Source organism: Aureibacillus halotolerans (assembly GCF_004363045.1).
In the GTDB taxonomy this organism is placed as follows: Bacteria; Bacillota; Bacilli; order Bacillales; family DSM-28697; genus Aureibacillus; species Aureibacillus halotolerans.
On sequence record NZ_SNYJ01000015.1, the window covers coordinates 6,327 to 19,914 of the forward strand.

The window sequence follows — 13,588 nt, forward strand, 5'->3', positions numbered from 1 at the left end:
TTTCGAGGCGCGAAGCCAAGAGAGGCGCGGAGTTGCCACACGGGCAATGAGCACCGAACGAGGCAAAGCAACGAAGAAAGCGAGCGTTTCTCACCAAACACCATCAGGCTGGATGAAAACGTTTGTCTTTCGAGGCGCGAAGCCAAGAGAGGCGCGGAGTTGCCACACGGGCAATGAGCACCGAACGAGGCAAAGCAACGAAGAAAGCGAGCGTTTCTCACCAGCCTGAAGAATGACTATGCATAGGGTAGGGTGACAAAAGAATGAAAAAAACATGGCTATTGGCGGCAGGGCTAGTGCTTGCTGTCCCAGTACACGCTGGAGCAGCCAACGATGACGTGTCAGGTCATTATTTTGAAGTGGAGATTCGTGATCTAGAGGAAGCTGGAATCATGAACGGCTATGGGAATGGCCAGTTCAAGCCAGATCAAAATGTGACACGAGCTGAATTTGCGGCGTTTGTGAGCCGCTCGTTGTCGCTCTCCAAAGGTGAAGCTACATTTACAGATGTGTCTGAGGAACACCCTCTTTATAATGAGGTTGGCGCAGCCGCGGAAGCGGGAATTGTTCGTGGGATTGGTGATGACCTATTTGACCCTAAACGTTTCATTACAAGAGAAGAAATGGCCGTTATGTTAGATCGTGCCGTTCAATATAAAGATATTGACCCAGAGGCGGCAGAGCTTACTTTCTTGGACAAGGATGACATCCTTTATCCATTAAACGTCCGTCATACAGTCGCGCTGGGAATTGTGGCCGGCGGCAAGGATGGCATGTTTAGACCAAAGGATTCGGCGACACGTGGTCAAGCTGCAACATTTATTCACCGCATGCTTGAGGCCATTGCTGTTGCAGAGCTACCTGAACCAGAAGAGCCGATTACACCGCCAGAAGAACCTGTTACTCCTGAGGAGGAATTGCCTGATCCCCCTGAAACGTCTTCAGATGCGTACCGAACTGCGACGTTTGATAGTGAAGGGCAGCCACAGTTTTCTGATGAAGTGAATTCGTGGGAAGAAGCACTTGAGCTTCTAGGAGACAAAGACGCGGATGTTCTGTATAAAGGAGACCAAATCGTCTGGATTGCCGACGGCTTAGCCGTCAGCAAAGGTCTAACGTATATCTATCGTGAGGAAGAAGACGATGTTGCCCTTGGTGGACAGCAGGTGACTTATGTCGCTCCAGGAACTGAGATGAAGCTGCTTGAGTCTGGACAAGAACGTGTCCATGTGATGCTTCAAGGATTAAAGGGCTCGGTGAACGCAAGCGATATCGCGCTTTTGCCAACAGAGCTGATCCCAGGACAGTCCTACTATAAGGAACGAGATGGCTTTTTGTGGCATTATATTTACGTGAACAATAAATATGAAGCCTATTTGTACGGAGAAGCGCCGTCATTCTTTGATGAAGGCGAGCAGATACAAAGCTGGGATGGTGCAACGTTTGAAGACGAGACGTATCGCCAATACTTTTCCTATATGCCGTTACGTTCGACAACATCGTATTCAGCAGAAGAGCTTGATGAGTATGTCGCTTCACAGCGCCCCGATTCACCACTGATTGGTCTTGGTGAATTCTTTAAAGATGCAGAAGAGACGTATGATGTAAACGCGCTTTACTTGCTTGCTCATGCGATTCATGAAAGTGCATGGGGCTTTAGTCAGATTGCACAGGAAAAAAACAATCTTTACGGACTACGTGCCTATGATGTCAATCCAGGGGAAAACGCACTTGCGTTTCCATCAGTAGAAGCAAACATTGATTTTGCTGCCAAGTATATTTCTGAAAACTACTTAACGGATGCAGAGGGAACTTACTACAACGGAGGGTACTTAGGCAATAAAAATGGCGGCATGAATGTGGTTTACGCGTCTGATCCTTATTGGGGTCAAAAAATTGCTGGCTATATGTATCGTGCAGACAAAGTGATGGGTGAAAAGGATATTCATCAGTTGGACATGATTTCGCAATAAAACGAATAAAGTAAAGTGTTGAATTGGGTAAAGTAGGTGGAACATTGGAGACAGTCAGTATACTAGGCGTGCCGTTTGCAAAAGCAACGATGCAGGAGATGGTGAGTGCGCTTGAATCGCGTTTAGAACAGCAGCAAAAAACCTTTGTTGTCACGGCGAATCCGGAAATTGTCATGCAAGCAAGAGACAAGCCTGATTTTCAGCGTTGCATTCAACAGGCGGACTATATTACGGCAGATGGCATTGGGGTTGTGAAGGCCGCGCAAATGATTGGACAACCATTGCCAGAGCGCGTGGCAGGGTATGACATGATGCATGAGCTGTTCGCTCTTTGTGCCAAGCGAGGTTGGTCCGTTTATATGATAGGGGCAGAGGAAGAAGTCATTGTCGGGGCTGTTGAAAAAGTGCAAGAGCTTTACCCTGGCATCAAAATCGTCGGCTATCGCAACGGATTTTTTGAGCTTGATGATCAAACGATTATAGCTGATATTCAACAGGCCAAGCCGGATCTTGTGCTTGCGGCATTAGGCATGGCACGTCAAGAGGAATGGATTGTACAAACGCTTCCTGCGGTTGATCAAGGCGTGTTTATCGGTGTCGGTGGAAGCTTTGATGTCCTCGCTGGTAAGGTTGAGCGGGCGCCGGCAATCTTTCAAAAAGCGAATCTTGAATGGTTCTACCGCCTTTGCAAGCAGCCTTCAAGGTGGCGACGAATGCTGGCATTGCCGAAGTTCATCACCACTGTAAGAAAAGAACATAAAGGAGGGAGGGCATAATGGCGCCTCCATCCTTTTTAAAAAGTGCTATCGTCATCACTGTCGCGACGTTGATTTCTAAAATTCTCGGCAGTGTCTTTTTAATTCCGTTGCAAAATATTGCGGGGGATGAAGTGTTTGGTATCTTCCGTTTTGTGTACCCTTTTTACATGGTCGCATTAATTTTGTCAGTGGCAGGCATTCCGATCGCCATTTCAAAATTAATTTCGGAAGCCCGGGCACAGAAGAGTGAGGAAAACATTCGAGCGATATTTCTCACGTCATCCATACTAGCAGCTTGCTTCGGGATCATTAGTTTTACCTTCATGTATTTTATGTCAGGCGCCCTTGCCTCTTGGTTTTGGAACGAAACCGCTCAAATGGCATTGGCGATTGTTTCTGTTACCTTGCTTTTGGCTCCTTATATGGCGGTGTATCGCGGATTTTTTCAAGGCTTCGACGAGATGCGTCCAACCGCATTTTCTCAAGTGTTCGAGCAATGTATCCGTGCAGGTGTCACGCTTGTTGTCGCCTATGTGTTTGTTCAGCTGCAAACAGAGGATCAAACGTTAGCAGGGTATGTCATGTATGGTTCGGTGGCAGGTGTTCTCGTGTCTCTTGTGTATTTGCGAGTGACTTTTCAGCGTTCACCGTACCGACCAAAGGTGTCAACACCCTACTCTATGGATACGTTTGTGTCATGGGGAAAGCGAATTTTAAGCTTATCGATCCCAGTGGCAATTGGGACGTTGACGATGGCGTTGCTCAATTTAGTTGATTCGTTGACGATTCCTAACGCACTCTCTGGGGAACCTGGAAAGCTCTATGGCTTGTATGGCCGTGGCGTAACGCTTGTGCAAATTGCCACCGTTTTCTCAAGCGCCATTATCCTACCATTAATCCCGAGGATCACTCAGGCAATGGTCAAAAAGAAACAGGACGAGGCGAAAAGTGTCGTAGCTCGGTCATTAAAAATGGCACATCTTGTCAGTTGGCCAGCTGCGTTAGGTCTTGCCGCGCTTGCAGTGCCGATTAATATCGCCTTATTTACTGACAATCAAGGAAGCACGGCGATTGCACTGCTGGGCATAAGTTCTTTATTCACATCGTTTTCTGTATTAACTACAGGCATCCTCCAAGGGTTAAATAGGGCAAAAGCAGCAGCGGTCATTATCTTGCTTGCTGTCGTTGCGAAGGCAGTCATGAATAGCTTGCTCGTGCAAGGTTGGGGCATTGAAGGTGCGGCAGCAGCGACAACGATTATTTATATGCTCATTTGGGCAATTAATGCTATAATAGCTCGAACTGTGTTGCCACATGACATTCAGTGGCGAACACCGATCGTTTGTTTTGCGGCGAGCGTTGTAATGAGTGGGGTGATTGCGACCCCTTGGCTACTGCTCGAGCTATCGTCGAGAAGCGCCGCTTTGCTCTATGTCATCGTCGCTGTACCAATTGGCGCGATGGTGTATGCAGGTCTTGTTATTGGTGGAAAAGCACTACGTCGTGAGGAATTTGCTGCAATGCCATACATTGGCAGGTTTTTTGCGCAAAGAAACCAGTAAACTAAGAATGTCTTTGAATGCCTATACACAGAATTGACTACTTTCATTTATTTATTGATCGAACCAGGGAGTTGGCTTTTAATGATTGAAATTATGGCAGTCCTAAGTTGTTTTATTGCATCCGTTCTTTTAACCCCTTTAGTAAAAAAGCTCGCGTTGGCTATTGGTGCTGTGGATAAACCGAACCAACGCAAAGTGCATCAACGAGTGATGCCGCGCTTAGGTGGACTTGCGATTTTCTTTAGTTTTATTATTGGTTTTTTGTTCTTTCAGCCAGATAAATCGATCCTCTGGCCGATTCTCATCGGTGCAACCATTATTGTTGTTACTGGTGTTCTAGACGATATGATAGAGCTAGCGGCTAAATGGAAGCTTCTCGGACAGATCGCTGCCGCAGCCGTCGTGATCCTATCCAACATCCAAATTACGTACATTGATCTTCCGTTCGTAGGACTATGGGAGCTAGGTTGGTTAAGTGTTCCGTTTACATTGCTCTGGATCGTCGGTATTACGAATGCCATTAATTTAATTGATGGATTGGACGGTTTAGCAGCAGGAGTTTCGAGTATCGTATTGATCGCTGTATCGACAATGGCCATTATTATGGGGGACAGCTTCGTCGCAATGCTCGGTTTCTTACTTATGGGAAGCACGCTCGGCTTTTTAGTGTACAACTTCCATCCGGCAAAAATCTTTATGGGGGATACAGGCGCCTTGTTTTTAGGCTTTATGATCTCAGTGCTTGCGATCCTCGGCTTTAAGAACATTACGTTTTTCTCGCTGCTTGTGCCAGTGATTATGCTAGGCGTGCCGATTTCTGATACGTTCTTTGCAATCATTCGCCGTGTGGTGCATAAAAAGCCACTCTCAGCGCCAGATAAATCGCATCTGCATCACTGTCTGTTGAATTTAGGGCTTTCTCATCGGACGACGGTGCTCGTTATTTACGCAATGGCAGCGATATTTGGATTAGCAGCCATTATGTTTTCACAAGCCACATCTACACTTTGGGCGGCTATTGGAATCGTCGTTGTTCTCTTGCTTGCCATTCAATTGGTCGCAGAAGGTGTAGGTCTTGTAAGTGATACGTACAAGCCACTTCTCAATTTCTTCCGGAGAATGGCGACAAAACGTCAGGGCTAGCACATCTTAAAATGGTAGGAATGCCATAGAGGCTGACGAATTTATTAGGCATCTGCATTGCTATAGCAGATGCCTTTTTGAATGGAAAAATGGCGTTCCGACCTAGCAAAAAAATATGATATGATGGAATTGAATGTAAGTCAATGAAAGCAATTTGAAGGAGTGTAAAGGCTGTTGAAAAAACTACTACTCATCGTATTTGTTCTTGGAGTGCTCGCTACTGCTCCGTTTATCTATGAACGATTTAGTGTTGAACAAGCGAATGATACATACGAAGTTGTGGTTCCTGAATTGCATTTGCAAGGATTTGAGAACTGGGGCTTAGAAGAGCAACAAGTAATGGATCATCTAAAGAATGCAGGTGTGCATGCCTTTGCGGTTGAACCGGAGACGATTGATTCTCTCGCAAATAGCTTGGCTCTTGTTTATTACGATAAACATGCTTTTGTGCAGGAGCATCCCGATGCTGCATTGGAGTTCCAAAACGCAACAGGCTTTTTTATAGCACCGACAGAGGGCAATGACGGATTGTTTGAACAGACCATCGCCGCGTTTGGACCGAACATTCAGCAAACCACTTACACGAATGAAGATGGACAACCTCTTTATTTCATTGAGGGCGGCCAATGGCAAACGGAAAAGCCGATTACTTACAATATGGAGCGTATTGATCAGCTGAAATCAGAAGGGTTTGGCATCGTGCTTCGTATTAGCAACGCTGTCGATGAATACAATAATGATTTGATTGATCAAATGGCTCAAATTCGCGAGACGTATGGAGCCGATCAAGTGCTATTTACAGGCGAAAAGGTGCTAGGCATGCCGAAGCAGCAGCCTGTTTACAATGGCGATGATAGCCAGAAAGAAGATGAATTGGAGAGATATACGGACTTTTTCAAAGAGCAGGGCTTCAGCGTTCTGCAAATTGAATTTTATGATCAAGAAGGTTTTCAAACGTATGGATATGAATTAGGAAATCGCGTGCTTCGTTTGCATAGCCTCGACCTTTACGATAATCGGCCGCCAGAGTCGTACATTGAACGAGCTGCGCGGGGGGTTAAGGAACGAAATATGCGCGTGTTGTTCGTTAATATGTTCGATGCAGGCAAGCTTGAGGCAGGTTCCTTGACACCAGAAGGCATGCTGCAGAATTCGGCGAACACGATTCGTGGAATTCATCAGGCGATTCCTGATCAATTTGAGCACGGCAAAGCACAGCCTTTTGCGGAGATTTCACAGCCGATTTGGGCAAAGCTAGCGACGGTGCTCGCCATTGCAGCATTAACAGGATTACTCTTGTTAGAGCTTAATAAAACACTTGCTTATATCGGTATTGCGGGCATCGTGCTTGGCGGTGCAGCTTGGGCAGTCCTCGACATTGGTTTAATTGCCAAGGCACTCGCACTATTCGTTGGGATGATTGTCCCGGTTGCCGCTGTAGGACAAGCGTTAAATGTGAAAGACAAGAAGGACCTTATTTTGCGCTACGTCATTGCAGCCGGATTGGCGTTGGCTGGCTCATGGATTATCGTTGTTTTATTGTACGGCAATGAATTTTTAGTGAAGATTGATGAGTTCCGTGGGGTCAAAATTCTTTATGTCGCTCCAATTGTTCTCATTGCTCTATACTTGCTCTTTAAAAACCGCTCTTGGTTCGGGTATTTTAAAGAGCCGGTACGCTATTATCAGGTCGTCATTCTCGTTGTTATCGCTGCCGCTCTTTCCTATTACTTAATGAGAAGTGGGAACAGCGCGAGTGTGAGTGGCATTGAGCTGCAAATTCGTGCGGCACTGGAAAGTCTATTGTACGTTCGACCGAGGACGAAGGAGTTCCTCATCGGCTACCCAATCTTTATCTTTGCGATGTACCTAGTGATGAAAGGGCACCGATTGGCGAACGTGCTTTACATTGGAGCGGTCATTGGCTTTATGTCGCTCGTAAACACCTTTACCCATTTGCATATTCCACTCGGGCTTTCGTTCTTGCGAGTGGTTTATGGGCTCGTGTTTGGCCTCCTCATTGGTCTTGCACTGATTTATGTATGGAAGCTTGCGGTGAAGGGGTATAAACGCTTTTTATTGCCGAGGTGGAATCGATGAAGATCGTCATGTCAGGGTATTTTGGTTTTGACAATATGGGGGATGAGGCGATCCTCTACTCAATTATCCATGCACTAAGAAAGCAGCAGCCAAATGTGGACATCACTGTTCTTTCGAATCAGCCGGAAAAAACGGCCGCTGAATACGGTGTTCAAGCGATTAATCGCTGGAAAATTAGAGATGTCTTCAAAGCCATTCGTGCTAGTGATGGACTCATTAGCGGGGGCGGGAGCTTGTTGCAGGATGTGACAAGTGCAAAAACAGTCCCGTATTATGCCGGTATCATGATGCTCGCTGCCATTGCTAAAAAGCCAATTGTTATTTATGCACAAGGCATTGGACCGCTCAATAGTTTGCCTTCTAAGCGAATTAGTGCAAGTGTGATGAAGAAGGCAGCACTCATTACCGTACGAGATCAAAGTTCATGTGATCTTCTTCGCTCCATAGGTGTGAAAAAGCCAATTGACATCGTTCCAGATCCTGTGCTGGGCATGAAACCGAAGAGTACGTTCCCTAATGCCTTTCATGCAATGGAAATACAACAGAAGGTCATTCTTGTATCTGTGCGTGATTGGTCATCAGAAGAGCCTTATTTGGACAAAATCGCTGAGGTGCTTGATCGCCTGCACAGTGATGGCTATGCAATCGCATTGCTTCCTGTTCATGGCGAACATGATTTGAAAACAAGTCAGGCGCTTGCAGAAAAAATGACGAATGCGGCGATTATGCTTCCACATGATGCATCTTTGGAAGAAAAGCTTGCGATGGTTCGCGATAGCACATTGCTCATCGGCATGAGGCTTCATGCATTAATTTTTGCAGCAGCGGCAGACACACCTTTCATTGGTGTCAGCTACGACCCGAAAATTGATGCATTCTGCCAACAAGTAAAACAGCCAATCATCGGACACGTCAATGATGCTTGGACAGCAGAGCAACTTTACATGATGACTGTGAAACAATTAAATGATCCAAATACAACGAGTGAACTGCAAAAGGTCACATTGTCGTTGAAAACACTTGCTGACGAGACAGCAACGAAGGCGCTTGGAGCCATGCGCACGTAATGAAATTGTAATGAATCGCCTGATGACTGCTGGAACAGTCATCAGGCGTTTTTATAATTGGATACACTGACAGAATTCGACGCTACTCCCTAATTTATCTTGAATTTTTCATCGTTTAGCCTTACATTTAAAAGAGGAAACGGCATCTTCGCACATACGACAATAGTTGACCTTCATAAAAAAAAACTGTAAATAGCGTCTAATGATCATTGTATGGTGGTGCAATTGTTCGAAGGCCTTTAACAGGAGAGAAGAAGGAATCTTTCTTTCATTTCAACAGAGAGAAAAATGGAAAAGGATGATGTGCGGGAATTATGCAATTTGGAGGTTTAAGGATGGGGAAGAGTAGGAGAATTCTACAAGCCTTTTTGGTTGTGCTTGCAGTGTTTTTGTTCACTGGTCAGGCTGACGCTGCTGAAAAAGGAACGGTGACTGGCAACAACCTCAATGTCCGGTCGGCTCCTTCACTGGACGGTTCAGTGCTAGGAAAGTTGCAAAATGGTGATCAGGTTCAAGTCACAGGGAAACAGAATGATTGGCTAGAAATTACATACAATGGCCAAAAAGCGTTCGCTCACAAGGCGTATATCAGTGTAGCCAATCAAACGAGTGGTGCATTTGCGATTTCTGTGAATGGCAAGGCCGTAAAGCCGCCGACGACTCCTGTGATGAAAGACAATCACTTGCTCGTTCCATTTCGGGTGATTTCAGAAGCGCTTGGAGTCACTGTTCGTTGGGACAATGACACACGTCAGGTATTTGCCAAAGACAACGGCAAGAAAGTCATCATGACGGTTGGTTCGACAAAGGTCAACGTTGCAGGTGAGACGGTCACAACGCCGATAGCACCTAGCATCCAGAATGATTATACGTTAATTCCGTTGCGCTTTTTCTCCGAGGCATTCGGCGCGAATGTCCATTGGGATCAAGATACCCAGTCGGTGACGATTAAACGAAACGAAAATTCGAATACGCCACCACCAAACCCATCGGACACACCGAACCCGATCATGACTAATACCATCCAGGCAAACGGAACAGAGCTAAAAAAGACTCCGATTGCTAGCTCTTCCACTTTAGCGACGTTAAACAAAGGGGCGAAAGTGGATGTGCTTAAAAATGATGGAAACTGGCTCTATGTATCGTATAACGGTGAAAAAGGGTATATTCATAGCTCAGCTGTTAGCGCATCACAGTCCCCTGAGGTAAGTGGTATGACGTTAAAAGTAACCGCGACATCCCTCAATGTTCGCAGCAGCGGAAGTGCAAGTAGCCAAAAACTTGGTGCACTAACGAAGGGGCAAGAAGCAAAAGTCCTTGAGATGAACGATACATGGGCGAAGGTTCAATCAGGCAGCCTCGTTGGATGGGTGCACACAGGGTATGTGACACTTTACAAAAACGGCGAACTGATTCGATTCCTCAGTGCTCCTGAAAAAATTGACGGCAATGGTCGGACAACATTTGTTTGGCATAAGCAAGGCAATGTAAACACCCGCCAAATCATGACAGACAACGGTGTTGCGATTAGCACGAATGCGAATTCAATTGGTAGCTTCCCGTTCCAACACCCTGGAATTAAAAGTGTGAACACAACGGATGGTAGCTATGGGAAACAAATTCAAGTCATTTTGGCTCCTGGGTATCATTATGTCGTTCGGCACTCAGGTGGAGATGTTCAACTGGACATTCTTCCTAGTGGACTAAGTGGGAAGAAAATTGTACTGGATGCAGGTCATGGTGGACGAGACAATGGCGCAACCGGTGTGACAGGCTTACTGGAAAAAACATTAAACCTTGATGTGACTAAGAAGCTGAAGGCGAAGCTAGAGGCAGCAGGTGCAACGGTCATTGAGTCAAGACCTGATGGAGCGTATGTATCGCTTTCTGGTCGTGTTGATATTGCTCACCAAAATGGTGGAGATGCGTTTATCAGCATTCATTCTGACTCTTTTAGTGCGACATCACATGGGTCAACATCCTTTTATCATTCAGGAGAGAACCCAAGCTGGCAACAAAGCAAGAAGATGTCTGACTTGGCCATTCATTATTTATCGTCTGAGTTAGGGACCCATAATCGTGGTTCAAAAGATCAGAGCTTTCACGTCATTCGTGAAACCAATATCCCTGCCATTCTTATTGAAGTAGCGTTTTTGTCCAATCCTAATGAAGAACACTTACTCAAACAGGATTGGTTCCGTGAAAAAGCAGCGGACGCGCTCTTTAAAACATTACAAGCGTACTATAAATAACAAAAAGGCTGTCCGAAGTCACGAAGACTTCTTGGATGGCCTTTTTGTTGTGCTATGAGTGGGGTGTGGCCAGGTTGGTATCTTCATCAATGCAGTACACACTTCACATTTATGTTGTTACAAAAAAACGCATCTAATTGATATTGCTATCAATAGATGCGTTTTTATTTATGAACTCAACTTTTGCAGAGCAAAAAACACTTTTCATGTTGACTGTGTCTGAGTTGAAGCAATTTGAGATAGTTCTATTGACATCTTGTGTACTCAGGAAATTTAAAGGTGCCAATGCTCACACCCCTGTATTCACGAGTTTCGAATCGATGATGCACTGAGGTGCACGGGAATGACGACCGCTCCGTCAAAATACTTCGCTTGCACCCTAAAGGGTATAAGGTCAACATCGATTCGAGAGTACCTCATCGTGTATTCTTTACTGTGGGGCACGGCTTCAGCTTCCTCGGAAAAGCAGGCTTTCCGAGGGGATCTTCAGCTCGCACTGATCCCACTAGAGTCTACGTATGTTGACTACGCTGAAGTTTGTTTCTGCGTATTTACCAAACAAGACAAGTATGTGCATCGTTTCAAGCAGAATTAAATCACCTTGTGCACGAAGATCATCTGCTTCGTAGAGTAGAAGTAGAGGTGGATTTAAAAAAGCAGAAATGAAACGATTCCGCGTAGAAATCAAAAGCAGCCACTAGCGAGACTTAATGATCTTTTCACGAGTCCCAACAAGTACCGAGCTATTTAAATAACTATTGTAGTTGGATCTCGTTTGTTTGAGACCCATCAGCATCAGAACTTCCAGGCTGTGTTAGCGTTGTGGAAGGGGAGGTGGTATCATTCAAATCCAAGTGCGCTTGAAGCGAATCTTTGACCTCTTGAAGAGATTGATCTTGTACCTTGTAATAATAGATGTCCTGTCCCGCGTTGTTGCGGATATACGTCGCTTCTCCTATCAAGGTAAGATGCTCTACTTCTGGGGTTGACCCAGACAAAATATAATCATGAAAGGACATCATTTCATCAAAGCTCATATTGGTCGTTAAATTGTCTCCGATACTTGCAAACACATCATCGAACTTTGTTAATGATTCAAAGCTCATGGATTTTTTGATAATCGCTTCAATAATTTGTTGCTGGCGGATGCCTCGTTGATAATCACTGTCGACACGAGTACGGGCAAAGGCTAAGGCTTCCTCACCGTTTAGCTGTTGAAGTCCTTCTTGGAGTGTAATGGCGCCTTGGACATCCTCTGAGTCTTGCTCAGTGAATTCAAAAGGAACATCAACGGTTACACCACCGAGTGTATTGACGATAGACATAAACGCATTGAAGTTTAATCGAACATAATAATCCACTGGAACATCAAGAAATTGCTCAACAGTGTTGACCGTCATATCAATGCCGCCAAATGCATGCGCGTGATTAATTTTATCATAAAAGTCACGACCCACGATCTCAACGTAGGAGTCACGGGGAATGCTAACGACCTTGACCGATTTATCAGTTTCGTTGAATGTAGCAAGCAAAAGGGCATCTGTTCGAGCGTGTGAGGCGCCGTATCCACGGTTTGTACTGTCATCAATGCCCATAAACAGAATTGAAATGTTGTCTACATTAGGATCAACGACTTCTTCTCTTAGTTCTGATTTATTGGTGGTCTCTCGCCCCTCAATTTCTTGTTGTGCATTGTTTACGGCCTCTTTTGCTGACATGCTTACGCTGACCGCGTAAGACGTGGCAACAATTCCTATAACGAGAATAGGGGTTAGTATGAGAAACCAGATCTTTTTCTTTCGTTTGCTCCGGTTCCCATGCCTGGAATTCATCATGTGGTTACTCCTTTTCATGTGTCAAAATTCCTCGTTAAGCATCTTCTTCCAGGTATTCGCTTCCGATGACCGAAATTTGTCCTTGACCATTCGTTAGCTCCGTCATCCACTCTTGGAATTGTGGAAAGGCATCCTGTTCTACATATAGCTGTATGCGAACGTTCTCTAAATAATCCATTTGCTTAAGAGGATAAGGAGATTGTCTTACTTCATTTTCAACCTTTCCTAATAAGGAATACTCTATGTCTGTTTGGACAATTGTCATTAACGTTCGCTTCACCACACCGGTATGAAGAAGGGCTTCACTCACTGCTTTTCCGTAAGCACGAATGAGGCCACCTGCTCCTAGCTTGATTCCTCCAAAATATCTAGTGACCACAACAACAGTGTCCTTCAGCTGTTGCTTTTTTAATACTTCAAGCATTGGAACACCTGCTGTTCCAGATGGTTCACCGTCATCATTGGCTTTTTGGATCAGATCGTTTTCACCGATGAGGTACGCAGAGCAATTGTGTGTTGCTGCTGCATGCTGCTTCTTTTTTTGTTGAATAAAGTCGATCGCCTCTTCAGCAGATTCCACGCGTCGACAAGATCCAATAAATCTCGATTTTTGAATGATGATTTCATGTTCGCCTTCCGATTTTACTGTATAATAATGAGATAACACTACAAAAAGCCTCCCAAACCCTACTTTCTCTATATAGTATCGCATTTGATTCCCTTTTTGCATTAAATTGCATGCTTTTCATATGCAGGGTCTCCTATACCATATCGGCTTTTGCAGTCACTGTCTTGAGAATGAAACTAAAAACAAGAAGTTGAATAGTGTCTTACGCATTGGAAAATTGACACAGTAAAAAATCTCTAGAAAGGTCTAAGCTTTTTGCACCTTGAGGTA

General features: G+C 45.0%; 10 protein-coding genes. 8 read left to right on the forward strand and 2 right to left on the reverse strand.

The genetic code is table 11. The annotated features are described in order from the left end of the window. From EV213_RS15205 to EV213_RS15240, 8 genes are all read left to right on the forward strand, one after another. A partial coding sequence (locus EV213_RS15205; RefSeq protein WP_208112770.1) for a hypothetical protein occupies window positions 1-229 on the forward strand: 229 nt, incomplete at its 5' end. A 34-nt stretch (window positions 230-263) separates the two neighbouring features. Beyond that, entirely contained in the window at window positions 264-1,973 is a 1,710-nt protein-coding gene (locus EV213_RS15210) for an S-layer homology domain-containing protein (protein ID WP_133581420.1), read from the forward strand. A 44-nt stretch (window positions 1,974-2,017) separates the two neighbouring features. Beyond that, on the forward strand, window positions 2,018-2,749 hold the full coding sequence (locus EV213_RS15215; protein ID WP_243740200.1) for a WecB/TagA/CpsF family glycosyltransferase: 732 nt from the start codon (window positions 2,018-2,020) through the stop codon (window positions 2,747-2,749). Next, a complete protein-coding gene (locus EV213_RS15220; RefSeq protein ID WP_133581421.1) occupies window positions 2,749-4,293 on the forward strand; it encodes a putative polysaccharide biosynthesis protein in 1,545 nt (514 codons plus the stop codon). The genes EV213_RS15215 and EV213_RS15220 overlap by 1 nt, the downstream gene beginning before the upstream one ends. Window positions 4,294-4,374: 81 nt before the next feature. Beyond that, window positions 4,375-5,436, forward strand: a complete 1,062-nt coding sequence (locus tag EV213_RS15225) for a glycosyltransferase family 4 protein (protein ID WP_133581422.1) — start codon at window positions 4,375-4,377, stop codon at window positions 5,434-5,436. A gap of 174 nt (window positions 5,437-5,610) precedes the next feature. Further along, window positions 5,611-7,536: a DUF5693 family protein gene (locus EV213_RS15230; protein ID WP_133581423.1), complete on the forward strand. Its 1,926-nt coding sequence runs from the start codon at window positions 5,611-5,613 to the stop codon at window positions 7,534-7,536. After that, window positions 7,533-8,603: a polysaccharide pyruvyl transferase CsaB gene (gene csaB / locus EV213_RS15235; protein ID WP_133581424.1), complete on the forward strand. Its 1,071-nt coding sequence runs from the start codon at window positions 7,533-7,535 to the stop codon at window positions 8,601-8,603. Before EV213_RS15230 ends, csaB begins: the two co-directional genes overlap by 4 nt. Window positions 8,604-8,938: 335 nt before the next feature. Beyond that, window positions 8,939-10,855 carry an N-acetylmuramoyl-L-alanine amidase gene (locus EV213_RS15240; protein ID WP_166639348.1) on the forward strand — a complete coding sequence of 639 codons (1,917 nt, stop codon included), beginning with the start codon at window positions 8,939-8,941 and terminating at the stop codon, window positions 10,853-10,855. A 755-nt stretch (window positions 10,856-11,610) separates the two neighbouring features. Here the strand turns inward: EV213_RS15240 and EV213_RS15245 are convergent. Both EV213_RS15245 and EV213_RS15250 read right to left on the reverse strand, forming a co-directional pair. Next, window positions 11,611-12,690: an LCP family glycopolymer transferase gene (locus EV213_RS15245; RefSeq protein ID WP_133581426.1), complete on the reverse strand. Its 1,080-nt coding sequence runs from the start codon at window positions 12,688-12,690 to the stop codon at window positions 11,611-11,613. A gap of 34 nt (window positions 12,691-12,724) precedes the next feature. Beyond that, complete coding sequence (locus EV213_RS15250) at window positions 12,725-13,357, reverse strand: YigZ family protein (protein WP_133581427.1); 633 nt, start codon at window positions 13,355-13,357, stop codon at window positions 12,725-12,727. Window positions 13,358-13,588 lie beyond the last annotated feature (231 nt).

Coding starts and splice junctions, on each gene's coding strand:
- EV213_RS15210 (WP_133581420.1), top strand. CDS start 264: ATGAAAAAAACATGGCTATTGGCGGCAGGGCTAGTGCTTGCTGTCCCA.
- EV213_RS15220 (WP_133581421.1), top strand. CDS start 2,749: ATGGCGCCTCCATCCTTTTTAAAAAGTGCTATCGTCATCACTGTCGCG.
- EV213_RS15225 (WP_133581422.1), top strand. CDS start 4,375: ATGATTGAAATTATGGCAGTCCTAAGTTGTTTTATTGCATCCGTTCTT.
- csaB (WP_133581424.1), top strand. CDS start 7,533: ATGAAGATCGTCATGTCAGGGTATTTTGGTTTTGACAATATGGGGGAT.
- EV213_RS15240 (WP_166639348.1), top strand. CDS start 8,939: ATGGGGAAGAGTAGGAGAATTCTACAAGCCTTTTTGGTTGTGCTTGCA.
- EV213_RS15245 (WP_133581426.1), bottom strand. CDS start 12,690: ATGATGAATTCCAGGCATGGGAACCGGAGCAAACGAAAGAAAAAGATC.